This window comes from Bacillus andreraoultii (assembly GCF_001244735.1).
Taxonomy (GTDB): domain Bacteria; phylum Bacillota; class Bacilli; order Bacillales; family Caldibacillaceae; genus Caldifermentibacillus; species Caldifermentibacillus andreraoultii.
In genome coordinates, this window is sequence record NZ_LN868937.1 from 363,270 (window position 1) to 389,202 (window position 25,933).

At 34.6% G+C, this 25,933-nt stretch carries 24 protein-coding genes and 2 pseudogenes; 21 read left to right on the forward strand and 5 right to left on the reverse strand.

Features of this window, described 5'->3' with window-relative positions; genetic code table 11:
* The first annotated feature begins 3 nt into the window (after window positions 1-3).
* The 9 genes from BN2144_RS07070 (at window position 4) to BN2144_RS07110 (ending at window position 10,071) form a co-directional block, all read left to right on the forward strand.
* A complete protein-coding gene (locus tag BN2144_RS07070) occupies window positions 4-699 on the forward strand; it encodes a CpsD/CapB family tyrosine-protein kinase (protein ID WP_033827554.1) in 696 nt (231 codons plus the stop codon).
* 31 nt (window positions 700-730) lie between these two features.
* Window positions 731-1,495 (forward strand): tyrosine-protein phosphatase, encoded by a 765-nt coding sequence (locus BN2144_RS07075; protein WP_033827555.1) that lies wholly within the window; start codon window positions 731-733, stop codon window positions 1,493-1,495.
* A gap of 471 nt (window positions 1,496-1,966) precedes the next feature.
* The gene (galU, locus tag BN2144_RS07080; RefSeq protein WP_033827556.1) at window positions 1,967-2,848 is read left to right on the forward strand and encodes a UTP--glucose-1-phosphate uridylyltransferase GalU; all 882 of its coding nucleotides are present in this window, start codon (window positions 1,967-1,969) and stop codon (window positions 2,846-2,848) included.
* Between the two features lie 78 nt (window positions 2,849-2,926).
* Complete coding sequence (locus tag BN2144_RS07085; protein WP_033827557.1) at window positions 2,927-4,762, forward strand: polysaccharide biosynthesis protein; 1,836 nt, start codon at window positions 2,927-2,929, stop codon at window positions 4,760-4,762.
* Window positions 4,763-4,921: 159 nt separating this feature from the next.
* Window positions 4,922-6,151, forward strand: a complete 1,230-nt coding sequence (locus BN2144_RS07090) for a DegT/DnrJ/EryC1/StrS family aminotransferase (protein WP_033827558.1) — start codon at window positions 4,922-4,924, stop codon at window positions 6,149-6,151.
* Window positions 6,152-6,154: 3 nt separating this feature from the next.
* Window positions 6,155-7,270: an ATP-grasp domain-containing protein gene (locus tag BN2144_RS07095; protein ID WP_033827559.1), complete on the forward strand. Its 1,116-nt coding sequence runs from the start codon at window positions 6,155-6,157 to the stop codon at window positions 7,268-7,270.
* Between the two features lie 35 nt (window positions 7,271-7,305).
* Entirely contained in the window at window positions 7,306-8,202 is an 897-nt protein-coding gene (locus BN2144_RS07100) for an NAD-dependent epimerase/dehydratase family protein (protein ID WP_033827560.1), read from the forward strand.
* Window positions 8,183-8,797, forward strand: coding sequence for a sugar transferase (locus tag BN2144_RS07105; protein WP_033827561.1), 615 nt, complete (start codon window positions 8,183-8,185; stop codon window positions 8,795-8,797). The genes BN2144_RS07100 and BN2144_RS07105 overlap by 20 nt, the downstream gene beginning before the upstream one ends.
* Window positions 8,797-10,071, forward strand: a complete 1,275-nt coding sequence (locus BN2144_RS07110) for a glycosyltransferase (protein WP_033827562.1) — start codon at window positions 8,797-8,799, stop codon at window positions 10,069-10,071. The genes BN2144_RS07105 and BN2144_RS07110 overlap by 1 nt, the downstream gene beginning before the upstream one ends.
* 97 nt (window positions 10,072-10,168) lie before the next feature.
* Here the strand turns inward: BN2144_RS07110 and BN2144_RS21115 are convergent.
* Window positions 10,169-11,486 (reverse strand): annotated as a pseudogene (locus BN2144_RS21115) (IS4 family transposase).
* Window positions 11,487-11,691: 205 nt separating this feature from the next.
* Between BN2144_RS21115 and BN2144_RS07120 the strand changes: the two are divergent.
* From BN2144_RS07120 to galE, 3 genes are all read left to right on the forward strand, one after another.
* Complete coding sequence (locus tag BN2144_RS07120; RefSeq protein ID WP_033827563.1) at window positions 11,692-13,164, forward strand: O-antigen polysaccharide polymerase Wzy family protein; 1,473 nt, start codon at window positions 11,692-11,694, stop codon at window positions 13,162-13,164.
* A 172-nt stretch (window positions 13,165-13,336) separates the two neighbouring features.
* Window positions 13,337-14,764, forward strand: a complete 1,428-nt coding sequence (locus BN2144_RS07125) for a lipopolysaccharide biosynthesis protein (RefSeq protein ID WP_033827564.1) — start codon at window positions 13,337-13,339, stop codon at window positions 14,762-14,764.
* A gap of 303 nt (window positions 14,765-15,067) precedes the next feature.
* Window positions 15,068-16,063: a UDP-glucose 4-epimerase GalE gene (galE, locus tag BN2144_RS07130; protein ID WP_033827565.1), complete on the forward strand. Its 996-nt coding sequence runs from the start codon at window positions 15,068-15,070 to the stop codon at window positions 16,061-16,063.
* 257 nt (window positions 16,064-16,320) lie between these two features.
* On the opposite strand, the pseudogene BN2144_RS19485 reads toward galE, so the two are convergent.
* From BN2144_RS19485 to BN2144_RS07140, 3 genes and pseudogenes are all read right to left on the reverse strand, one after another.
* Window positions 16,321-16,618 (reverse strand): annotated as a pseudogene (locus tag BN2144_RS19485) (ISLre2 family transposase); the annotation flags it as partial.
* 77 nt (window positions 16,619-16,695) lie between these two features.
* On the reverse strand, window positions 16,696-18,267 hold the full coding sequence (tnpC, locus tag BN2144_RS07135; protein WP_033827566.1) for an IS66 family transposase: 1,572 nt from the start codon (window positions 18,265-18,267) through the stop codon (window positions 16,696-16,698).
* 90 nt (window positions 18,268-18,357) lie between these two features.
* A complete protein-coding gene (locus BN2144_RS07140; RefSeq protein WP_094763137.1) occupies window positions 18,358-18,495 on the reverse strand; it encodes a hypothetical protein in 138 nt (45 codons plus the stop codon).
* 144 nt (window positions 18,496-18,639) lie between these two features.
* Here BN2144_RS07140 and BN2144_RS07145 point away from each other — a divergent pair, with 144 nt between their 5' ends.
* From BN2144_RS07145 to BN2144_RS07165, 5 genes are all read left to right on the forward strand, one after another.
* Window positions 18,640-19,842, forward strand: a complete 1,203-nt coding sequence (locus BN2144_RS07145) for an IS4 family transposase (protein ID WP_033827568.1) — start codon at window positions 18,640-18,642, stop codon at window positions 19,840-19,842.
* Between the two features lie 350 nt (window positions 19,843-20,192).
* On the forward strand, window positions 20,193-20,786 hold the full coding sequence (locus BN2144_RS07150) for an REP-associated tyrosine transposase (RefSeq protein ID WP_033827569.1): 594 nt from the start codon (window positions 20,193-20,195) through the stop codon (window positions 20,784-20,786).
* Window positions 20,762-22,303, forward strand: coding sequence for a YifB family Mg chelatase-like AAA ATPase (locus BN2144_RS07155; RefSeq protein WP_033827570.1), 1,542 nt, complete (start codon window positions 20,762-20,764; stop codon window positions 22,301-22,303). The genes BN2144_RS07150 and BN2144_RS07155 overlap by 25 nt, the downstream gene beginning before the upstream one ends.
* Before the next feature lie 177 nt (window positions 22,304-22,480).
* Window positions 22,481-22,738: a hypothetical protein gene (locus tag BN2144_RS07160; protein ID WP_033827571.1), complete on the forward strand. Its 258-nt coding sequence runs from the start codon at window positions 22,481-22,483 to the stop codon at window positions 22,736-22,738.
* Window positions 22,735-23,118 (forward strand): retropepsin-like aspartic protease, encoded by a 384-nt coding sequence (locus BN2144_RS07165; RefSeq protein ID WP_033827572.1) that lies wholly within the window; start codon window positions 22,735-22,737, stop codon window positions 23,116-23,118. Before BN2144_RS07160 ends, BN2144_RS07165 begins: the two co-directional genes overlap by 4 nt.
* A gap of 856 nt (window positions 23,119-23,974) precedes the next feature.
* Here BN2144_RS07165 and BN2144_RS07170 read toward each other — a convergent pair.
* Window positions 23,975-24,475, reverse strand: a complete 501-nt coding sequence (locus BN2144_RS07170; RefSeq protein ID WP_033827573.1) for a sigma-70 family RNA polymerase sigma factor — start codon at window positions 24,473-24,475, stop codon at window positions 23,975-23,977.
* Window positions 24,476-24,842: 367 nt separating this feature from the next.
* On the opposite strand from BN2144_RS07170, the gene BN2144_RS19675 reads away from it, so the two are divergent.
* The 4 genes from BN2144_RS19675 to BN2144_RS07190 are packed head-to-tail and all read left to right on the forward strand — an operon-like array spanning window position 24,843 to window position 25,785.
* Window positions 24,843-25,064 carry a hypothetical protein gene (locus BN2144_RS19675; protein ID WP_033827574.1) on the forward strand — a complete coding sequence of 74 codons (222 nt, stop codon included), beginning with the start codon at window positions 24,843-24,845 and terminating at the stop codon, window positions 25,062-25,064.
* Window positions 25,033-25,404 carry a DUF262 domain-containing protein gene (locus BN2144_RS07180; protein WP_033827575.1) on the forward strand — a complete coding sequence of 124 codons (372 nt, stop codon included), beginning with the start codon at window positions 25,033-25,035 and terminating at the stop codon, window positions 25,402-25,404. Before BN2144_RS19675 ends, BN2144_RS07180 begins: the two co-directional genes overlap by 32 nt.
* The gene (locus BN2144_RS07185) at window positions 25,401-25,619 is read left to right on the forward strand and encodes a hypothetical protein (protein WP_033827576.1); all 219 of its coding nucleotides are present in this window, start codon (window positions 25,401-25,403) and stop codon (window positions 25,617-25,619) included. The genes BN2144_RS07180 and BN2144_RS07185 overlap by 4 nt, the downstream gene beginning before the upstream one ends.
* Window positions 25,588-25,785: an AAA family ATPase gene (locus BN2144_RS07190; RefSeq protein ID WP_033827577.1), complete on the forward strand. Its 198-nt coding sequence runs from the start codon at window positions 25,588-25,590 to the stop codon at window positions 25,783-25,785. The genes BN2144_RS07185 and BN2144_RS07190 overlap by 32 nt, the downstream gene beginning before the upstream one ends.
* Window positions 25,786-25,933: the final 148 nt, after the last annotated feature.

Here is a 25,933-nt window from a genome sequence, read left to right on the forward strand (position 1 = left end):
CAAATGGCGAAGAAGACATTATCAAACAGAACGAGACGACAATTAATTGCGAAAAATGAGCCGAAGTCCCCGATTACTGAACAATACCGGACAATCCGGACAAACATTCAATATGCTGCAGTCGATGAAGCAATACGTTCCATCGTCGTTACATCAACGGGTCCTGGGGAAGGAAAATCTACGACGATTTCGAATCTTGCAATTGTGTTTGCCCAACAAGGGAAAAAGACGTTATTAATTGATGCAGACTTACGGAAGCCAACTGCTCATTATACATTCCAATTACCGAATACAGTCGGCTTAACAAGTGTATTAACGAAACAAGTTGACCTAATGGATGCTGTCTGTAAAACAGATGTAGATGACTTGTTTGTTTTAACATGTGGACCGATTCCACCGAACCCGGCAGAGCTATTAGCATCTGTATCAATGGAATATTTATTGAAAGAAGCATATGGTCTGTATGATGTTGTTCTATTTGATACACCACCACTATTGGCAGTAACGGATGCACAAGTATTGGCAAACTTAGCAGAAGGTTCTATTCTTGTGACATCAAGTGGTACAACAGATCGAGATGGTGCGGTTAAGGCGAAGGACATGCTTATGAACGCGAAGGCAAAATTACTAGGGGTTGTTCTAAATAATAAAGAACAAACGAAGGACACACATTATTACTACTATTATGCAGAAAAATAATTGATCGATTTTGAGAAGGAGGCGACAATAGATGATTGATATACATTGTCATATATTACCAGGTCTTGATGACGGCGCGCAAACGATAGAAGATAGTCTTGCAATGGCTAGAGCTGCTGTAAATGACGGAATAACGAAAATTGTCGCCACTCCTCACCATCAAACATCGAGATTCATGAATCCGAAAAACGTTGTATTGGAAAAAGTTGCTTACGTAAATGAAGCGATTGAACAAGCAGGTTTACCACTTGAAGTATTACTAGGTCAAGAAGTACGCCTATTTGGCGAGTGGGAAGCCGAATTTGATGCCAATCAGCTTGCTACAGTGAATAATGGAAATTATATCCTTATTGAGTTTCCGTCAAATCACGTGCCAAACTATGCAGAACGGCTTTTTTATGAAATGCAAATGAAGGGTTTAACTCCTGTCATTGTTCATCCGGAGCGAAACAGCCAAATTGTTCAGCAACCGGAGAAGTTATACACGCTCATTGAAAAAGGGGCGATTTCACAAGTAACGGCATCAAGTGTTGCCGGTGATCTTGGGAAAAAGCTACAAAAGTTTTCGTTCCAATTAATCGAGGCAAACTTAACACATTGTGTCGCGAGTGATGCGCATAATACGACAATAAGACCATTCATGATGTCGAAAGCGTATGACGTGATTGAAAAGGAATTTGGAATCGATGTCGTTTATATGTTCCGAGAAAATGCAGAGTACATCATTACTTCACAAATGATCTACCGCGAAGACCCGCAACAAGTGAAGCGGAAGAAGATACTTGGGCTTTTTTGATGTGGACAATTGCGACTTTTTTTGTCCACGTATGAAACACATGGGGGATTTGTCTTGTTCATTGACAAACCTTCCAAGTTTTGTGAATGATTAGAATAACGAATGATTAACATTTGATAGGTGATGTCTCCTTACCGATATCAAGGGAGGCACTCGGTCATACTGTGGGAAGATTAACGAGTAAATCTTGCCTTAGACACTTTTGTTGTCGATAGTATGGCGTGAGGGTGGGTTAGATGCCCAAATAAAATGATTCAATAATGTCATGTTGAGGTTTGATTGTGTAGTTAATCACAATTACGAAAATGGAAACATTCATTGCCTGTAATAACGGTTGAAGATGTCTAATGAAAAAGCATAAAAGATTATGTTTTTTCATTAGATATTTTTATAACCTCAATATAGGAAATTTGAACCAGATGAACGAATAAAAAGGGAAAATTCAAGAGTTGTATGAGGAGGGGCCTTGATTTGAAAAAGGTGAGAAAAGCAATTATTCCGGCAGCAGGACTGGGGACAAGATTCCTACCGGCGACTAAAGCGATGCCGAAAGAGATGTTACCAATTGTGGACAAGCCAACGATTCAATACATCGTTGAAGAAGCAGTTGCATCAGGGATTGAAGATATAATTATTGTTACCGGGAAAGGGAAGCGTGCAATTGAAGATCATTTCGATAACGCACCTGAACTGGAATCAAATTTAAGTGAAAAAGGAAAATACGAGATTCTCGATAAAGTTCAGTACTCTTCTAATCTCGCAAACATCCATTACATCCGTCAACGCGAACCAAAGGGGCTGGGTCACGCGGTTTGGTGTGCGAGAAACTTTATTGGGGACGAGCCGTTCGCTGTGTTGCTTGGTGATGATATCGTTCAAAGTGATACACCATGCTTACGTCAAATGATTGACCAATATGAAGAAACATTCTCATCGGTTATCGGTGTGCAACAAGTACCTGATAACGAAACCCATCGTTACGGCATTATCGAACCATTAACACAAGAAGGTCGCCGATACCAAGTGAATAACTTTGTTGAGAAACCAGCACCAGGAACAGCGCCATCGAATCTCGCTATTATGGGCCGTTACATCTTAACACCAGAAATCTTCCACTTCTTAGAAAAACAAGAAGTCGGTGCAGGTGGCGAAATTCAATTAACAGATGCCATTCAACAATTGAACCAAATCCAACGCGTGTTTGCCTATGACTTTGAAGGAACACGGTACGATGTCGGGGAGAAAATTGGATTTATCAAAACAACGATTGAGTTTGCACTTCAAGATGAAGAACTGAAACCACAAGTTGTTGAGTTTCTAAAAGGGATTATGGAGAAAGAGTTGGTGAAGTAAAAGGTAGGTGTGTGCCTTCCCATGGTTCACACCTACAATGAAGTACCACCTCATATTATTAGGAAAGGAGAGCTTGAGGTGACATACGGCAAAAGATTAGCATTTTTAGCACTACTAGATTCTGTCATTGTAATGACTTCGATTTATATTAGCCTCATTATTTTAAATGTAGATCTTCATGTGTTTACATCAAAAACAGTATTGCTAACGATGCTTACGTTACTCGTCTTCCATCATATTTTTGCATTTATTTATCGGTTATATCATAAAGCATGGGAGTATGCGAGTATTGGTGAGTTAACAGCAATCGTTAAAGCAATCACTTTTTCAGTTTTAGCTACAGCGATTATCCAACTTCTCTTATTTCAAACGGTATATATTCGTGCACTAGGAATTACGTGGATGATGCACGTTCTTTTAATTGGGGGCTCACGTTTCTGTTGGCGCATGTTTCGTGATACGTATATTAAACCAGAAACTGACAAAAAACGGACATTAATTGTCGGCGCTGGTGCAGCAGGAACAATGGTAGCAAAACAATTATGTACTTCAAGTGAATCTGATTTGCAACCTGTTGGCTTCGTTGACGATGATTCGAAAAAATACAACTTAGATTACTATGGCATTCCTGTTCTAGGAAACATTCGTGAAATTGAAAAAATTGTTCAAACTCAAAATATCGAACGAATTCTTATAGCGATTCCTTCCTTGACGAAAAAGGAATTAAATATGATTGTTGATGAATGTACGAAGACAAAGGTTCGGACACAAATAATGCCAAAAATTGAAGATGTTATGACAGGAAAAGTATCAGTTACGACATTCCGAGATGTCCAAGTAGAGGACTTACTTGGACGAGATCCAGTCGAACTTGATATGGAAGCTATTTCCGAGAAACTGACTGGAAAAACGATTCTTGTTACTGGTGCAGGTGGCTCGATTGGTTCAGAGATTTGTCGGCAAGTAAGTAAATTTATACCGAAAAAACTTGTGTTACTTGGTCATGGTGAGAATTCCATCTATTTAATTCATATGGAATTGAAAAACCTTTATGGGGATGAGTTCGAAATTGTCCCGGTTATTGCAGACGTTCAAGATAAACATCGTCTTTTCGAAGTGATGGAAGAACATCAACCGAATTTCGTCTATCACGCTGCAGCACATAAACATGTACCGATGATGGAATATAACCCGAAAGAAGCGGTGAAAAACAACATTTTTGGTACGAGGAATGTCGCTGAAGCAGCAGGAACATTTGGTGTCGACACAATGGTATTAGTATCAACGGATAAAGCCGTCAACCCGACAAACGTAATGGGGGCAACAAAACGATGTGCTGAACTCATTATTCAAGAAATGGATAAGCTCTTCAATACAAAATATGTTGCCGTTCGTTTTGGAAATGTTCTCGGAAGTCGTGGAAGTGTTATTCCGTTATTTAAAAAGCAAATTCAGGCAGGTGGACCAATTACGGTTACCCATCCAGACATTACACGTTATTTCATGACGATACCAGAAGCATCTCGTCTTGTTATTCAAGCAGGATCCCTTGCACGCGGGGGCGAAATCTTTGTCCTCGATATGGGCGAACCGGTTAAAATCACCGACCTTGCCAAGAATTTGATCAAACTATCCGGTTATTCCGAAGAGGAAATCGGCATTGTTTATACAGGCTTACGACCAGGTGAAAAAATGTTTGAAGAATTATTGAATGAAAATGAAGTTTATCCTGAACAAGTCTTTCCGAAGATTCATATCGGGAAGGCGAAGATGGTTGGAGAAGACAAACTACATTGGTTAATCGATAACTTCAAAGAACTCCATATCGCGGAAATACGTGAAACGCTATTGGAGATTGCGAATATGAAAGTGGAAGAGGAAGAAAAAGAAGTTGTACAAGCAGCGGTGAATTAAAAGATTAAATGGGAGCTTAGCTAATATAATTTATGGTTTTGTTCTCATTTGTTTTAAAAAATAGTGCACAAGATTGGTAGTTTAGTAGTTACTTGAACATATAAGAGGGATTTACCTGAGTTACTAAACTTAACTATATTATTAAGCGAGGCCTTAAATATGCTAAAAACTGAATTAAGAAATATACCATTTTCACCACCAGATATTACTGATATAGAAATTCAAGAGGTAGTTAAAGCCCTAAAATCTGGTTGGATTACAACTGGTCCGAAGACGAAAGAATTTGAGAGGAGAATTGCTGAGTATGTTGGTGTTAATAAATCGGTATGTCTAAATTCTGCAACAGCAGCAATGGAATTAACTCTTCGTATATTGGGAGTAGGCCCCGGAGATGAAGTAATCACATCTGCTTATACTTATACGGCTTCAGCATCCGTAATTGAACACGTTGGCGCAAAAATAGTATTAGTTGATACAGCACCAGACTCTTTTGAAATGGATTACTCTAAATTATCAGATGCAATAACAGAGAAAACAAAGGTAATTATTCCAGTAGATATAGCAGGTAAGATGTGTGACTACGATACTATCTATGAAATTATAGATAGTAAAAAAGAACTATTCAGAGCAAATAATGATATTCAATCACTATTTAATAGAGTTATTATAATGGCAGATGCTGCACATGCATTTGGAGCTAAAAGAAAAGGAATGAACTGTGGACAAGTAGCTGACTTTACCTGTTTCTCTTTCCATGCGGTTAAAAACTTAACAACTGCAGAAGGTGGAGCGGCCGTTTGGAGAAATGACCGTGGTTTGGATGATGAAGCTTTATATAAGCAATTTATGTTGTACAGTCTTCATGGTCAATCAAAGGATGCGCTTGCCAAAACACAAAAAGGTGCATGGGAATACGACATTGTATACCCTGCATACAAATGTAATATGACCGACATTATGGCAAGTATTGGTTTAATACAATTAGAGCGATACGAGGATTTGTTACAAAGACGAAGAGAAATAATAGAGAGCTACGATAATGTACTAGTTCCATTAGGAGTCCAAAGTTTGCAACATTTCGGAGAGGGTTTCACTTCTAGCGGTCATCTTTATTTAGTGAGAATACCTGGTATTAGTGAAAAAGAGAGAAATGAAATTATTGTTAAGATGGCAGATGCTGGTATTGCAACTAATGTTCATTATAAGCCACTACCAATGTTTACTGCTTATAAGAATTTAGGGTTTGATATAAAGGATTATCCGAATGCTTATATGCAGTATGTTAATGAGATTACTTTACCACTTCATACATTGTTGAATGATGAAGACATTGAGTACATTTCTAATAATTTACATGAACTTCTAATAAATTACCATCTGGGGGTCTAAGTTTTGAATAATAAAGTATTAATTTTAGGGGTCGCTTCTGTTCAAATGGATGCAATTATTGAATTAAAAAAAATGGGTTTTGAAACTTTTGCTTGTGCAATGGCAAAGGATGGACCAGGAGCTGATGTAGCCGACCATTTTAGGGAAATAAACATTCTAGATATCGATGCTATAATTGACTATATAAATGATAATAATATATCTCTAGTGTATTCAGTGGGTTCTGATTTAGCAATGCCTGTTGCTTGTCATATAAGTGAACGCTTAAATATGCCACATTTTGTATCCGAAGAGACAGCTAAAATCTGTAATAATAAGAATTTAATGAGAACTTCACTAGGAAATGATTTTAACGGAAATGTAAGGTTTCAGGTGGTAAAAAGTTTAGAAGAAGAAGTTGAGTTGAATTATCCATTTATTCTTAAGCCTGCCGATTCCCAAGGACAAAGGGGAGTTGTACTGATTCATAGTTTTGAAGAGTACTTAGATAACTTTGATACCGTAAAAAAATATTCACGATCAGGACTTGTAATTTTAGAACAATATATTTCAGGACCAGAGTTATCTGTAAATGGTTATGTTGTAGATGGAGAGATTATGTTCTTGATTCCATCAGATCGTGAAACCTGGCCTGAGTATACTGGCCTAATTCATAAGCATATTGTTCCAACAGATAATTTGACAAGAGAAACGTCACATGAATTAAAAAACATTGTGGAGTCAGCTTGTAAAAGATTAGGAATTAAAAATGGTCCTGTATACGCCCAAATGAAGTTGGAGCAAGGAAACCCATATATTATAGAAATAACTCCACGTTTAGATGGATGTCATATGTGGAGGATATTGAGTTATTATACTGGTATCAATTTGTTAAGGCTAACATTTCAACATTTATTAAATAATGATTTATCCGAGTTAAATAATCTTAAACAAAGTTTGAGTGATGGATATATATTAGAGTTCATCTGTCAAGAACCTAATACACCTGCTAATTATATAGACTATCAAGAAGAGGCTAAAAACTCTTTATACAGTTTTAACTATTATAATTCGGGAGATAATATTCGGCCAGTTAATGGGAAGTACGATAAAATAGGGTATTTTATTTATAAAAAATAATTTTACTAGTAAAAGAAAGTGAAAGTGAGTCTAAAATGAAAGTTGCTGTTACTGGTGGATCAGGATTTCTAGGTAAATATGTTTTAAATACGTTAGTAAATGAAAATTATTATCCTGTAATATTGACCAGAAATAATTTTGAAAGTGAATTTGAAACCCGTATTACAGATTATTCTAAAGAAAATCTTACTAAACAGCTATATGATATCGATGCTATTGTACACCTAGCAGCTAAGAGAGGAAGTCAAGGGAAGATTTCTGAGTTCCATGATAATGAAATTTTAACACAAAACTTATATGATGCTTGTTTTGAAAGAGGCATATCAAATATTGTATATGCATCGACGATATCGGTATATTCCGGTGAACAGACTCTACCGTGGACTGAGAAACACCCTCCATCTCCAACTCTTATGTATGGTGTTAGTAAATTAGCAAATGAACATATTGGAAATATTTATTCTGAAAATAAAGGGCTATTTGTAAAGAATTTAAGGTTTGCACACCTATTTGGGTTTAACGAAAAAAATAATTATATGATCAATCGCTTTTTTAGACAGGCATTTCATGGTGAACAACTAGTAATAAACGGGAGAAGTATAGCGAAGAGAGAATTTCTTTACGCTAAGGATGCTGCAAAAGCTATTATCTGTTCCTTAAAGAAATATGATTTGTCAGGTACCTTTAATATTGGAAGTGAAGAAGCACTTACCAATTATGAAGTTGCAAAGATTGTCAACTCAGTATTTGAAAATGATGGGAACTTATTATTTAACAATCCAAATAATGACGAGGGAATATATTCTTCCTATATGGATAGTAGTAAAGCAAAAGAAGTACTAGAATTTTCACCTGACTACACATTTATTAAGGCATTGAATGAGATTTATAAATTAATGCGGAGGTTAGATGATGTACCGTTATGGTATTAAGCGACTATTTGATGTACTAGGTTCCTTAATAACACTACCTATTTTATTTGTTATAATGGTTCCTGTGGCAATTTTAATTAAACTAGAAGATGGAGGACCTGTATTCTATAATGCCCCAAGGTTGGGGAAAGATATGAAGGAATTCAAAATGTATAAGTTTCGTTCAATGAAAGTCAATGCGCCGGATATTCGTAATGAGGATGGGAGTACTTTTAATTCGGATAATGACCCTAGGGTTACGAGAATAGGGAAAATATTAAGGAAGACAAGCATAGATGAACTTCCTCAATTACTTAATGTGTTCATAGGTGATATGAGCTTTGTTGGACCGAGACCTAGTCCATTAGGAAATAAAAAACTTTATCCAAAAGAGTACTTTAGGAAATTTGATGTTAGACCGGGCATAACAGGTTATAATCAGGCAGTCTTAAGAAATAGTTCTACTATGGAACAAAGGATTGCAAATGATTTATTTTATGTAGAAAATATTTCGTTACAACTGGATATAAAAATTTTGTATATGACAATTGTTTCTGTTATAAGATCAAAAAATATAAATCGTTATGAGAATGAAAAGGAGAAGGTGGGACTGTAGTGAAAAAATGCTTAATACTACTTACAAACTATTATCCCTTTCATAAAGGTGAAGAATACTTAGAATCGGAAATTAAATACTTAGCCGCTAATTTCCATCAAATCTATGTCATTTCAACTATGGTCTCTAACGATATGAGACAGACAAGAACCGTACCAGATAATGTGATAGTCTTACCAGTTGGAATTAAGCATTCAAAATTTCGAAAGGTAAATATGTTGGTGAGACAATATAGGAAAATACACAAAGACGAAGAAAAGAAAATAATGATAAAAGAGGATTCGAAAGGAAAGTTCCTGCCAAAAGTTTATTGTTATTACTTTGAAAGTCGTTCTATGGAAATTTATGAAAAAGTGAAGGATAAACTAAATAAATATGATTTTAGACAATATGAATCTATTACCATATATAGCTATTGGTTGTATGTTACTGCAAGGGTTGCAGTAGAACTTAAAAATAATTTTTTTAGGGGGAAAAATTTATATCTGTATACCCTTTCGCGCGCCCACGGTTATGATATAAATGAGCATGTAAATTTCCTGAAGTTTTTGCCTGAAAGAGAATTTTTATTAAGGTCTTTAGATAATGTATTTCCTGTTTCTCAAAACGGAGTAAATTTCTTGAAACAAAAATACTCAAATTATAAAAGTAAAGTAGAGGTAAAAAGACTTGGTACAAAAAAACCGAAAATTAAAAAACAGCATAATAACGCTGTATTAAATATAGTGAGCTGCTCTACAGTAAGAAAACTAAAGCGAATAGATTTATTGATTGATTCCTTAGTAATTCTTAAGGAAGAGAATATAAATTTTAAATGGACACATATAGGTGAAGGTCCAGAATTTGATGAAATAAAAATGCTTGCTTCAAACAAATTAAATAAACATCAATTTGAATTTACTGGACATATGAAAAATAATGAAGTATTGAAGTGGTATCAAAATACTGATGCAACAGTCTTTATTAATACATCAGCTTCTGAAGGAGTTCCAGTTTCTATAATGGAAGCAATGTCGGTGGGATTACCGGTCATAGCTACTAATGTAGGTGGAACAAATGAAATAATAGATCCAAATAAAACGGGTTTTTTGTTAAAAAGTAATTGTACACCGGAGGAAATAGCGGAAAAACTATTGTATATTAAGTCAATGAACCAGGAAGATTACATAGAAATGTGTGAGGCAGCGTATCAATTATGGGAGGAAAAGTGTAATGCAGATAGATTATACAGTAGTTTTGCATATGAGATATCTAATTGGAATTTAGAGAATTAACTTAAGTTTAAACAGTGATGTTATACTTAATCTTATGATAGATATTTTTTGTGTATAGGTTTTTAAGATTGGATCTAAAAGCTTTTATGCCATTAACTTAACTTTTGCATCCCAAATTAGGCAGATGAACCTTAATATAATTGGGTAAATCTGAGAAGCAATAGTGTAATTGATTTTGGATTAATTTTTTGATTTTTGATCTTTTTGTTTGCTTTTATTACGCCTTCTAGAATTTCTATACTACTACCAATAAAGCTCATTGACTTCATCACAGAGTTCATAAAACATTGCACTTAAAACACACTGTTCCGTACTCAAACGGTTTTGTCAAGAAAAAATGATATAGCTTGTGAACACAATGGTAGTGTGGCTGATCATGAAGTCATAGATTCTGCTTTGAAATTTCCTTTGCTTAATGAGGATTTCATTGTTTTAAAAATATTTTAATATTCCAACGCATGCCATAAATCCGAATGATTTCTTGTCCTAATAACGTACAATTTGTTCTTAGGATAGCTAACCATTGACTTTTTTTACCGACTTCGTAAGAAAATAACTTTTACAGACACACCATTGACCATGGTTGTGTGGATAGAACGGAATATTCCTTCTTTCTTTTTGGATTGGTTTGGCAGCTTGATATTGTTTATGTAGACTTACCCATTTGTCATTTGCTGGGTATCTTTGATAAGTATTTTAACCATATCAATTACGTCCAAACCTTGCTCGACAATTAATTTGATAAGTGGCTTGTTGAGTAAACCAACTATCCATTGTCATATAAGAAGCGTCAATTCTATGGCAAAGGGTAGTCTTACCATAATATCGGTTGCTTTCACAAAGGCTTCTGCACGACGTTTATACCCAAATGTACGTTTTCAATTTATTCATCAATCCGCTGATTGTGACTTGGTTAACTTAGTAAGGGTAAGCATAAGAACCCCACTTTGTAAAAGTATTTTTTTGTGAGGCATGGCCAAAGTGGTGTGCAAGAAGCTCCACCTTGTTAATTCAAGTTCTTTGATAGGTGGAGTCATCCACAATTAGTACTTTTACTCAATTGTGATTGGTAAGTGCACTTACTTTTATTATTGTCGAGCACCATAAAGTGACAAAGAATCTAAGCCAGTTGTATTTTGGAGTATTTAATAAGCTATAAACTGATCCTTATCAGGTAAATCACAAACCTTTTTACTTTGGAGCAGACTAAACCAGTTTTTTCCTTTGAAAAATCAAACAAAAATAAGATTAAATAAAAATAAACAAGAATAGCCAAAGTCTTTGATAAAAAAGATAAATCCAGCCTTTATTAAATTTTTTTGAATCTTTATCTCGTCAAATTTTGCTTTTAAATCTTTTGGTAAATGATTAATTTGACTATTATCCCTTATAACTATAGGAGACACCTTTTCCATTTTGATAGTTTTTCTTATTCATTAAACAATACCAAAAGATAAAGTGTTTTTTTAATTAATTAATTTATTTTTGTCAAGAACAGTTCTAGATGAGTGATAAATCTATTATTTTAAAATGTCTTGAAGCCTTTTTTACAGTGTAAAAGTTGAATTTAATGTAAACACATGGCTTTGTTATAGTATTGTAATGAGTCGGAGGATAATAATGAATGTTATTTTACGCTTGACAAGTCTTATAGGAGCAATAACTTTATTTTTAATTGGCTTACTTTTTGAAAACATCTATGTTATGTTGGCTTCGGTTCTGTTGATATTAATGCACAATATCTTATACAGTCTTAAGGAGTTTTATAAAAGAATTATTTTTTTCTCATTTAATATTACCTTTTTTGTGTTTTTAATTGGAAGGATGCTTGTTGTCAGCCTATTTAATTACAAAAGTCAACATTTAGGTCTTCTAGGATTAGCCTTTCATGAGAAAGATAAAGTATTAGTTATTTTAGCATGCCAATTTATAAGTCTTTTAAGCTTATTTATTGGGTATATAACAATACAAAGACTCGATTTAAAATTTTTAAAAGGGAAAAAGGAATATAGTGCCAACTTTATTAACAACTTTCGTATAATAAGTTTATTACTTTTTTTCTTTTGTATGATTTTTAGAATTTATTATTTAATTGAAATGCAACAAGTTGCGTCAACCGAAGGTTACTATGATACGTTTTCTACCTTTACCTCATCATTACCATCTGTACTTGTTTTATTTAGTGAAATGTATGACGTTGCATTATTTTCATATCTGGCAACAAATCCTTCAAAAAAGAGGAGTATTATACCCATTGGGTTATACATTTTTGAGGGTTTAATGGCTGCAATTGCTGGTCGCAGATCAGTTTTAATGCTAAATTTGTTAATAATACTTATTTATTTTTGTATTCGTAGTATAAATGATAGTAGTTCTAAAGAAAATAAGGTAGAAAAATGGTTTGGAAAAAAGGAATTTGTCTTTGTTAGTATATTATTCCCAATTTTAATGGTTTTTATGACAATTATAGAAGTTAGAAGAAGTAGATACTCTAGGACTGACCCAAGTAATTATTTTGAAGCAATATTAAACTTCTTTTACTCACAGGGTATTAGTGCCAATTTAATTGGATATGGTCAAATGTATAAAGAATCCTTACCAAAAGCAGGTTTCTACACTTTTGGCCCCATTTTTGAATTTATTGATAGTAAAGTTATACGTCCATTGAAAGGATTGCCGGAATTATTTGGGCAAACAGTACAACGTGCACTAGAAGGACATTTATTTTCACATGCTATATCGTACTTAATAATGCCTACTTTGTATTTAAGTGGTGTGGGTTATGGATCATCTTTTATTGCTGAATTATTTGTCGATTTTTCATATTTAGGCGTATTTATTGGTAGTATGATCTATGGATCTATATTATTTATTCTGATGTATATTCTCAGGAATTCCAATCTTATTTTGATTACCTTTGCTCTCCTTATGACACGACAAATTCTTTTTGCACCTAGAGGGGCAGCACTAGCTTTTTTAGTTTCAGCCTTCTCAACATCTAAAATACTAGCAGTTGGAATTATAATATTTGGAACGATATTATTAGGAGCAATTAAAAGGAAAAAGTATTCTTTTTCACTTACTAGTGGATAATATATTATAAATACTATACTTTATATTTTTGTTATTGAGATCCTAAAAGTTTTATAAAGTATATAAACCTTTTGATATTTTTCCTAGTAACATTAACTTTGGTTTTAATACTAAATGTAGAGTAAGAAAGTATATACTCTGAAATAAACTCAAAATAAAAAGAGGAAGTCCAATGAATAGTAGCATTAAGAAGTTTATTGAAAATATTTCATATACATTTTTGGTAAATCTGCTATCAGTAATTATTTCTACAATATTAATTATTATAGTTCCAAAAGTAGTTAGTGTTGAAACTTATGGTTATTGGCAACTTTATATTTTTTATACTTACATTATTTCATTTATGTCTCTTGGATTGAGTGAAGGTGTTTATTTACGTTTTGGAGGATGTGATTATAAGAGTTTAAATAAGCCGATATTTGCATCTCAATACTGGTTTCTATTAATGGTTAATATCTTAGTGGATTTTACCTTTGCATGTATTTATAGTACATATTCTACAAATTCAAATAAAACATTAGTTGTATTCTTAACATGTCTTGCAGGAGTATTAATTGCACCTAGATCTTTATTATCGTTAACCTTGCAAACTACTAATAGAATTTATGAATATTCAATTGCTTACATACTTGAGAGGGCTATATATTTTGTTCTGGTTATCGTTTTTCTATTGTTAGGAATAAAAAATTTCGTATTTCTAATTCTCTCTGACATTGTAGGTAAAATATGTTCAGTAATTTATACAATTTATACCTGTAAGGAGATAGTATTTAGGAGATTCCCTTCAATAAAAAAATCTTTAAAAGAAATAAAGATTAATATTTCCATAGGAAGTAAATTGCTAATTGCAAATTTCGCAAGCTTGTTTATTGTTGGGTCTGTACGTTTACTTATAGACAATAATTGGAGTGTCGAAACATTCGGTAAAGTTTCGCTTACCCTAAGTATCTCAAATATGTTAATGCTTTTTATTAACGCAATTGGGATAGTTTTATTTCCTTCTTTACGTCGAATGCCAGAGGAAAAACTCCCATCATTTTACAATACTATGAGAACCCTAATAATGGTTCCCTTATTTGGGATGTTATTACTATATTTTCCAGCAAAAATGATCCTATCGTTTTGGTTACCCCAGTACTTGGATAGCTTTATTTACATGACATTGTTGTTTCCTATGTGTATTTTTGAAAGCAAAATGCTAATGCTTATTAACACATATTTAAAAACCTTACGTAAAGAAAAGGCATTGTTGTTAATAAATTTATTTACATTATTTTTGAGCATAGTTCTATCTTTCATAAATGTATATTTACTAAGCAGTTTGAATTTAACTGTATTATCTATTACAGTAGTTCTTGCTATACGTTGTATTATTGCTGAATTATATCTATCTAAATTAATAGATATAAAAGTCAAAAAAGATATTATAATTGAACTTTGTTGTACTGCGGCCTTTATAGCATTGTCTTGGTACTTAAGTCTATTTAAGGCAGGAATGACGTATCTATTAGTTTATCTGTTCTACCTAGTAATTAAAAAAGGTGAAATTTTTGCTCTAAGAAATACATTTAACTTATTTTTTAGAAAAAAATTATCATAATATAAAGCTACAAAACCTTTTTGGAAAATTTATATTAAATATGTTTAATCTTAACTGACAAGCTAGTAGCAGTGTAACGTCAGGTATAGTTTTGGTAAATACGAGCTGAATCTATATTTTATTATTCTTCAAAATGCAATATCTAGGGGTATGTCTGTATTCAAGAATCTTACCAATATTTTGATAGAATTTTAATATTACTTAAAGAATAAATATATAACAAGATTTGAAAGGAATTTATGCATTTGATAGGTTAAAATTTTTTTCTTTTAAGTATAACCTAAATCTTAGGAGGGCATACAATTGTCTATCTTAGTTACAGGAGGAGCAGGGTATATTGGTTCCCATACAAGCATCGCTCTACTAAAAGCAGGATATTCTGTTATTATTGCTGATAATTTTTTTAACAGCAGACCTGAAATGATTCAAAAGATTGAGCAGCTAGCTGGAAAAAAAGTTATATTTTATGAAGTTGATGTAACAAATGAGCAAGCTGTCAATCAAATTTTTATTCATCATCAAATAGATGGTATCATTCATTTTGCTGGTCTTAAAGCAGTTGGTGAGTCCGTAAAAAAACCATTAAAATATTACTATAACAATATTTTAAGTACTCTTGTTCTTGCTAAAGCTTGTCACAAATATGGTGTAGATAAATTTGTGTTTAGCTCATCAGCAACAGTTTATGGTGATAATAAAGTTCCATTTGTTGAGACGATGGATCTATTACCTACGACAAATCCTTATGGTGAAACAAAGGTGATGAGTGAACGAATTTTAACTGATTTTGGAAAGGTAAATCCTAACTTTTCTGTGTCACTCCTTCGTTATTTTAATCCAGTAGGTGCCCATGAAAGTGGATTAATTGGTGAAGCACCTAATGGAATTCCAAATAACCTTATGCCATATATTACCCAAGTTGCAAAAGGAAAATTAGAAAGATTAAGGATTTTTGGCAATGATTATCCAACAGTTGATGGTACAGGTGTACGTGACTATATTCATGTAATGGATCTTGCAGAAGCGCATGTTGCAGCTCTCGAACATCTTACTCCAGGTGTGAATATCTACAACTTAGGAACAGGTAAAGGGACGAGTGTTTTAGAATTAGTTAAAGCTTTTGAAGATGCAAATGGTATTACCATTCCATATGAAGTTGTCGCTAGAAGACTTGGTGATATTGCAGAATGTTATGCAGATGTATCAAAGGCTAAACGTGAATTAGGCTGGGAAGCAAAACGTGATATAGTAACCATGTGCCGTGATGCATGGCGGTTCGAGAGGTATTATGAAGAGTAATATTTTGAAATAAACACTTTAAAATTTATAAAGGGAATATTGAAACAGTATATTGCTCTTATTTTATTTTATTTAATTCTAAATTTCTTGTAAATCTTGGAGGATAGGTAGTATGTGTCAAGTTTTTCTCGATAGTATTTAAATATCGGGTTTTCAAGACACTCTTTTTTGTACACTTTTCGGCTACCGCGCTTCGCTTACTCTCCTGGATAAGTGGCAATAATTTTCCAAATTAATGCCACTTATCCAGGCTGAAATTAAAACTCAAGAATCTTGCTTAAATGCCCCATTGCCGATGAATGGCTTGTATATAAAGCGACAGATCCACGTTTCACCCCGATTGACGGACGTACTGGCTGTTTAAATAGCTCTGATAACCTTATTGCTTGTTTTAATTCCCTTTTTTTTCCCATTTCTTGTACGGTGTTTCAAATAAGCTTCCCTCAATGTCTGGTTAAGAATCCCTTGTTTAATTTTCACCATGGCTTCTGCGCCTTTTTTACTCCAATGCATCCCCCTTTTCTTCATTCTGAATGAGATATGCCGTAAGCCCGAAATAAAAAAATAAACGTACCTTCACGGTACGTACTACAAATAACCGTAAAACCATGATTTTTTAATCAGATTTACGGTTATTTTACACATTCTGCTTGGATCGTTTTTGACCAAGGCAAATAGTTGTTTATAATTTCTGGGTTTCTATGAATATCTAAATTTGGTAGGTCTCTCAGTAACTTCACTAGATACTGGTAGAAATCTACTCCATTCGCTTTAGCTGTTTCTGCGATACTTAGACAGATTGCGTTTGCTTTCGCACCAGCTTCACTTACGGAAAATAACCAATTTTTTCGACCAATTACATTCGGACGGATGGCATTCTCAGCGGGATTGTTATCAATTTCTATTCGTCCATCATCCAAGAATGCTTTTAGTCCATTCGCTCGATTTAGCGTGTATTCAGCTGCTTTAGCGAGCGCATTTTTTCCGTAGAATGGTGAGTTTTCAACCCAGGCAAGAAATTCATCAACTATCGGTTTCGAGTGCTTTTGGCGTTTTTTTCTTCGTTTACTTGGGGATAAGTGTTTAAATTCCCTTTCAAGACGAAATAATTCATCGCAATATTTTACACCAATTCGTCCGTTTTTACTGTCTGCTTTTAACCAATAACGTCTTACATGGGCCCAGCAATTAGCGAAGGTAATCCCTTCAATTTTGTCATAGGCTGAATACCCATCACAGACAATCGTTCCCGAATAATCTTCAATGAATCCTTCAAGAACGGATCGTGATCGTGATAATGAGCTGTGAAACAGAACGATTGCCGGACCTTGACAGGGCACACTTCGAAAAACCCAGTTATAAGCATTAGATTGGCCAGATTTTCCATCCGACCGATTGATAATTTGTCCATAAGTCTCATCGACGTGTAAAATGGACTTCTCCAACATTATATTCTTCATTCGCTCATATACGGGCAAAAGCCAGTCATGTGATGCTCGAATAACCCAATTAGAAAGGTTTTTATCATTCGTATTCAAGCCATAACGTTCCCACTCCTTTACCTGCCGGTAAAGGGGCAAGTATTGCACAAATTTATCATAAATTACTTTGGCAAGTACACTCGGACCAGCAATGCTTCGTTGAATCGGAGGTTGAGGTGATTTGCCACGTTTAATTTGGGCCTTTTGAGATAAATCCGCTTTGCAGTTTTTACATTCATATGCATGTTCAATATGTTGAACTTTTTCCATTCTTGCAGGTATAAATTCAGCCTCTTCACGTACGATTGTCGTACCTATTTCAGTCATTTGGCATTGACAACAATCACAAATCGTATTTTCCGGATGATAATGAATGGCCTTTACTTCAACATTTTCATGTAATGAATCATTTCGTTTTTTATTTTGAACTTTGCGTACAACAGTATAAGAAATCGTCTGTTGGCTTTGTTCTTCTGTGTGCTCAGAATCATTAAAAGACGGGTCATCGTCAAATAATGATATTTGTCCATCAAGTGTATTGTATTTAGATTTCTCTGTTTTCGATCCATATAAAAGTTTTGTTAAATAGCGAACTTGCTCAGTTAGTGATTTAATCTGTTTGGACAATGCTTCATTCTGTTGATTAGAATGAGCCAATTGTTCTTTAAGAAGTCGAATTAATTTCTCGTTTTGATTCTGATTATTAGATGAAGCATTAACCAAAAGATTCACCACCATTCATTCAAATAAGATAGTTCTAGTATAGCATTTTAAGCATAGTAAATACAGCTTTAAATCAACTTTTTGATAGATTTAAAATTGCCCTTTTTGAGAAGGTTGAATAGCTTTTGGCTGCTGAATGGATAATCCTTCTAATAACCAGCGGAGTTCTTGTTGTGACAGATTTCGTACTTCCTTTTCGTTTCTTGAATATTGGGGCCTGACCCCCACCGCGTTTGACCCACTATCCTTGCACCACTGGTAATAAAATGGAAAAATATCAAAATTCACCAAAAATATTTACAAATAAAAGAAAAACTCCTATTGTAGAAGAAAGACCATACATGTTCCTAATCTTCTACAAAGGAGCTAAAAATGAGTAAGAAAAGTATAGGTCATAAAAAGGTAATTTGTCAATGTTTATCGATTTTACCTACCGACGAATTTGCTTGTCCATTATTAAACTATGATTATGATAAGCTCTCGGTAGATTCACTTTTAAAGATATTTGTGGCTGCTCAAATTGGCAAATGGGAATCCTATGCGGATATTGAAGAAAAGATACGGTCGGATAAGAAACTCCGCGAAGCTTTGAATTTACCAAGTATTAGTGGATCCCAACTCTCAAGAAGAATTAATGAATTACCCACAGAAATAGCACAGAGTTTTTTTCTAAAAGTAGTTTATATACTTAGGGATTTAACAAAGAATTATAAAGGAATTGATTCAACAATAGGCAAATTAAGTATTGTAGATTCTACTCATATAAAACTTCCCCCTCAACTATGTGACTGGGCTTATGTCACAAAAGGGTGGAATGTTGTAAAGATGCATACTAGACTAGTTGTCTTGTCAGAAAATGTATCATTTCCAGATAAAATACTACCTTCTACCGGAAATGTTAGTGATTTTGAGAGTACAGATGTACTAATTGAAAAATCAGATACGACCTATGTAATGGATCGCGGATATCCATCAAATAAAAATCTTAATGACTGGCTCGAACAAGAGATTCATTTTGTTGTTCGGCTATCAAAAAACTTTAAATTTGTTGCAAGAGAAAATTACAACATTACTAACTCAGTGGTACAGAAAGATTGTAAGGTTCTCGTTTATCCTAGTAAACGCCCGGCGCGTCTAGTTGAGTTTATCGATGAGGATGGGAAATTATATCGCTTATTAACGACTCGATTTGATTTAACCGCTGATGAGATAATGGACATTTACCGGTATCGTTGGATGATTGAAACGTTTTTCAAATGGATAAAGCAACATTTAAGGATAATTAAGATTTGGAGTACGAAACCACAAGGTATGTGGAATCAAATGTTTATTGCCTTAGCTGCCTATTGTTTATCACTAATTGTGCAAATTAAATCTAAAACAAAAAAGACTTTATGGGAGGTTCTTAGAGCGTTAAGAACGTATATGTTTAAAACGTGGGCTTCATTCCTAAAAGAACTACATCCGAAAAAAATGAAAACTTCGAAAGGACGACAAAAAATACCTATAGTGAAGGAAAAGCAGGATATCTTTGTGGGGACTATTGCCAGAATTAAGCCGCAAAAAAGAAAATAGGTAAACTTTTATTTTTTTTATTATAAACTGGAAAAAAATGGGAACAAGGTCTTTCTGGAACCCTATTCTCATTTTTAAATTTATCTAATGCATACAATTTCCATTTTTTACTATTTATAGGTTTTTTTTACAGTGGTGCAATTGTAATGCGTTTGACCCCCACCGCGTTAATGTGCTAAAGTCTCATCCCCAATAAACATTTCCTTTGTCCCTTTTTATAAAAGAAAACCCACAAAAAACCAACTAAAAATAATTTTCTAAATATTTTCATTTTCCTATTGACAAGGTGAGAAAATTGTCGTATTTTATATACAAACATTCGTTCCTAATATTTTTTTGGAGGGGATTTGATGTCTAGGAAGCATCGGATTTGGTATCCGGGGGCGATGTATCATATTACGGCTCGTGGGAATAAGCGAGCGGCAATTTTTAAGATTAAGCAAGATTATGAAATGTACTTGACCTTATTAGATGAGGTTCGCAACAAGTATCCTTTTCAACTCCACGCGTACTGCTTGATGACCAACCACTTACATCTTCAGATTGAAACCATTCGTGACCATATTCAATACATCATGAAAGATCTACATTCTCGCTATGCTATCTATTTAAATAAACGATTAAAGACAGATGGACATGTCTTTCAAGGGAGGTATGGGGCTCAGTTAATTCAGGATGACTCCTATTTCTTAGAAGTGAGTCGCTATATTCATCGAAATCCATTAGAAGCTAAAATGGTGAAACGTGCGGAGGCGTATCCTTGGAGTAGCTATGCTTCTTATATATTTAATGAAGGTAATCCGTACATAGATAAATCGAAAACGTATGCGTATTTTCCAGAGCCGAGTCATTTGTATTATCAACGGTTTGTTGAGAGTAATCTTGATCTTAAGGAGATGGATGTAAAGGAGGGCAAGGCATGGGAGCTAGTGTTACAAGTATAGGGTTAAAAGGATTAGAGGGCTACCGTGTTCAAGTAGAAGTACAAGCAATGGATGGGATGGATGCCATTGTTATTGTTGGTTTACCGGATGCGTCTGTAAAAGAATCAAAGGAACGGATCTCAGCAGCTCTTGTCTCGATGGGGTATTCCATGCATGAGAAGAAGGTCGTTATTAATCTATCCCCTGCTGAACAGAAGAAGAATGGGCCACTTTTTGACTTACCGATGGCGATTGGGATGTTAATAAGTATGAATGAAATAAAGGTCCAAATTCCACCTGATACGGCCTTTATTGGGGCGTTGTCATTAGCTGGTCATATTCGACCGGTTGAAGGAATGTTACCGGCTGTGTTGGCTGCACGAAGGTTAGGGATCCACACGATTTATATGCCTTATGATGAACAGTTGCCTGCACTATCGTTTCCGGACTTAGAGATTATTTATGTAGCCCATCTACAAGACGTTTTGCAACATTTAAATGGACAGCCAGTGTTACCCATTTTTACACAAGCGCAAACACGGGCTGAAGAGCAGCAGCTTTCGAATCGTATTGATTTTCAAGAAATTATTGGTCATAAACATGCAAAACTTGCCCTGGAAGTAGCGGCTGCCGGGGAACACCATGTTTTAATGTCTGGCCCACCTGGTTGTGGGAAAAGTTTTTTGGCTGAAAGTTTTCCGTCTATTTTATCGCCATTAACCGAAGAAGCGAGGTTAGAAATGATTAGTTTATATCATCTTAGTGGTGAGACACTCGAGAATACGAAGACTCCACCTTTTCGTAATCCCCATCATACAGCATCAGGCGTATCGATAATAGGAGGTGGGCAAAATCCGAAACCGGGTGAAGTGTCTCTAGCTCATCGAGGGGTGTTATTTTTAGATGAAATCGCCGAGTTTTCGAAAAAGACGTTAGATATGTTAAGACAACCATTAGAAGCTGGTAGGGTTACCATTAGCCGTGCACATTCAACGGTCACTTATCCTGCGCAGTTTATTTTAATTGGGGCGATGAATCCGTGTCCTTGTGGATTTTTAGGGTCGAATACTCATTACTGTACATGCACACCGAATAAAATACAATCCTATCAAAATAAGTTATCCGGTCCGATTCGTGATCGGTTTGATATTTTTCTATCGTTACGGCCTGTTGATTTAAACAAACGCCATAAGGAGAATCAAGAATCATCGGAAGTTGTCCGAAAGCGTGTTGCACAGGCAAGAGAGCGCCAATATGAACGATATGGAGTAGAAATATGTAACAGCCGAGTCTCCTATGAAGAACTGATGAAAAAGAGCCCACTCACCCATCAACAACAAAATCTACTGAAGCAACTATCAGCGAAAAGAAACTTCAGCAATCGTACTCAAATAAAAATCATCCGTCTCGCCCGAACCATTTCTGACTTAAAAGGAGAAGAGGCAATCACCGACGAAAGCCTATGGCAAGCGGTACAGTTGAATAACAGAGAAATGAGTACAAAGGATAAGCGGAAAGTCGTGTTTTCATGGGCTTGATTTTGGAAGTGGATTTGTCCCTAGAAAATCGAGCCTGCCCCCAGTACGTTTTAATACATTATTAGGTTTACTTGTTTTCAAAGATTGCTTATTTTTAACGAAGAAAGTCAAGGTCTGACCCCGGTCCGTGATAGAATATTAGGTAAGATAATATTAATTTGCGAAGGAGGAATTCAAATGTTGTGGGAAGAAGTGAAAAAAGCATACCCTGATAAATGGGTTGTGTTTGAAGCAATTGAGGCGCATTCTGAAAACAACTTCCGTATTGTTGATGAAATCGCTGTTATTGACTCCTTTGATGACTCCATGGACGCATTCCGTCGCCATTCAGAGCTGCATAAACAAAAGCCGAATCGTGAACTGTACTTTTTCCATACATCAAGAAAGAGCTTGGATATTCGAGAGAAAAAGTGGGCGGGGTTAAGGAAAATATGATAGAGATTAAAGAAGTATCGGGCTTACCGTTTACAGAGGTACATGTAAATTTTCGTGGGAAAAGTATTAGGTTAGAAAATGTTTTAATTGATACTGGTTCTGCTGGTACGATTTTTAACGTAAATAAGCTAGAGAAAATTGGTGTAAAACCGGAAGCAAATGATGTAACTCAGACAATACAAGGTATAGGTGGAATTGAATTTGTCTACACGAAAAGTATTGATAAAATAAAAATATCTGAAGAAATAGCAATCAGCAATTTTCTTGTTGAATTAGGGTCGATGGATTATGGTTTAGAGCTGAATGGGATTATAGGGTATGATTTCATGAAAGAAGTTGGGCTGGTTATTGATTTAAAAAAATTTAATATATCCATTTAATTTGTACTGAAGGGTTAGTGTAAATCTAATCCTTTTTATTTTTGCGATTTTTTTGGGGGGCAAAGGGAAATAAAATTGCTTTGGTAATAAAATGGAAAAAGATCAAAATTCACCAAAAATATATACAAATAAAAGAAAAACTCCTATTGTAGAAGAAAGGCCATACTTGTTCCAAATCTTCTACAAAGGAGCTAAAAATGAGTAAGAAAAGTATAGGTCATAAAAGGATAATTTGTCAATGTTTATCGATTTTACCTACCGATGCATTACTAAACTATGATTATGATATCATATTCATTTTAATTTGCTACTATTAGTAGGGGTGTTATGATATGTTCCTTAGCTACTAATCTATTCTCATTTTCTTAGTCATATCTACTAGACTCCTTTAATCTCTTTGTAATCACCTTTTAACTATTCATATCTTTTCCAACTTCGATAAAATATATTCGTAGATTAATAAAGAAAAATGAATTTGATAACTATAAAGGGTATAAAAATATGACTAAAGCCTAATCCAGTTACATTCTTCTATGAGTGATTCCATTTGATTTTTCAAACAAGTGTACATTGTTCACTTGTTCTATTACTTTACAAGTTTATTTAGACGGCGAGCTGCTAATCGCCCGCCATCCCGCAGAATATTTCGTTCGCTGCTATACACCCGCCATCCCGCAGAATATTTCAGTTCGCTGCTAGACGCCCGCCATCCTCCAGAATGTTTCCGTCCGCTGCTAGACGCCCATTATTTAGCAGAATATGTCAGTTCACTGCCAGCTTTCCAATGTTTTTGGCCAGCTGCTATTCCCTACCACTTATTTCCTAATACGAACTATCTCATCCTTCGCAACAGCTCCTACTCCTTCATCAACTTCTCCCTCAATACCGCGAGTGCTTGTCTCCTCCAATATTTCACTGTTGGATAACTGACGCCGAGAGTTTCTGCAATTTCGGTTAGTTTCATTCCTTTCATAAAGTGGAGGTCGATGAATTGCTGTTGCTTTGGTTTTAGTTGTTTGATTAAGTCTTGTAAGAACCATTCCTCGTGTTCACTTTCTACTTGTAGTTGATTGGCGATTTGGTTCCAACCGACGTCATCAGGTTGATGTTCGTTATCGTCCTTTCGCGTTTGCCTTTGTAGCTCTGTTTTTAAATACCCTTGGATGTAATGGTAAGCAAAGGTTGAGAATTTCGCCTTTGTTGGATTGTATGAGCGGTATGCCTCCCATAATGCGATTAATGCAATTTGATAGAATTCCTCGTGATTTTTGTAAATGTTCAGCCGTTTTATAATTGATAGAATCATTGGCTGCATTTCCTCTACTACTCTTTCAAACTCTTTTTCCTTGTCTTTCATCGAGTACCCCTTCTGAAAGACGCGCCTTTCTTTTTCTCCCCGGGTACCCTAAAAGTAGGGAAAAAAGCGTGTTTTGGCAAAAGTGTTAAACTTGAGTTTTACCGGTATTTACCGACTATTACTAGAGATAGATCAAGTTATCTCCAATAATTTGCGAAAATACAGCACTTTAAGCATATTTTTCGGGTAAAGTTTTACTTGGTAATTTCGTGTGGTTTTACCGGTAAAATTTAGTAAAAATAGAATGTGATTCCATGCGTTAGAATGGGTTTAACCTCTGTTACGTTAAAGTTATCTAAATTCATTTGTTAACTACTAGAAGATTATGGATTATACTAATGGGAAGCGACTAAGTAGGTGAGTGGAAATGAATAGTTATCGTAATCAGAATCAGGGTAATTTTATAAGGGTTGAGTATGATGACCACCATAATTCAGAGGATAGAGAAGTGTCTGAAGAAGTGATTGATGAATCTGAGGAAGAGTACGGAAATGATATAAGCTTTATTCCAGAGGATCAACGTGAAGTTTTTATTGATAAGGCGCCATTATCTATTTTTGAATTACATAGAAGAAAGTGTACGAGGTGATATCATTCTTCAACCACACTACCAAAGAAAAGATGTCTGGACGAGGTCGAAAAAATCAAAACTTATTGAATCCGTTCTTTGTAACATTCCAATTCCTTCTATATATCTAGCTGAGACGAAAGATGGAGATTGGGAAGTAATTGATGGTCAACAAAGGTTACGGGCGTTCTTTGACTTTATCGAGGGAAAATACAAACTCTCACAAATGCCGATTTTATCCAACCTTAAAAATAAATACTTCAACGATTTAGGTACATATCATAGGAAATTAGAGGATTATCAATTACATATTTTTATTATAAAGAAGGAATCGCATCCAGATATTCATTTGCCGTTATGAACCAATCCAAAATATTGAAACATAAAGATGATATCGTACTGTTGATTGAAAATCTTATTAAAGAAGATGAGCAGTTTAATAAGTCTTTATCGTCAAGTACGTTAACAAAGAGGAATGTTATTTATAGATTTGACAAATGGATTAGTCATTTGAGTGAATTACTTGAAGAAAAGGAGTCTAACAATGATAAAAAATTTCGAAGTAAAAAACTTTAAATGTTATGAAGACTATCATTCGTTTCGGCAGCCAGGTTTAACTTTTGTATCCGGTTCAAATAACTCCGGTAAATCTTCACTTCTTCACGCGATTTATTTATTAACACAAAATAAATCCATTCGTTATCCTGTTTTATCATTAAATGAGGAAATTGACTTAGGTTGAGGCTAAGAATAAAGGAAAATCCGGAATTATGAACAAAACAAAATATCCTGATTTTTGAACAGGTAAAAGGATATCTGACATCAACAGAAAATGATACCGGTCTTAGATATTTTTTTGTTTGTTAAGGTTTTCATGACTTCAATAGATT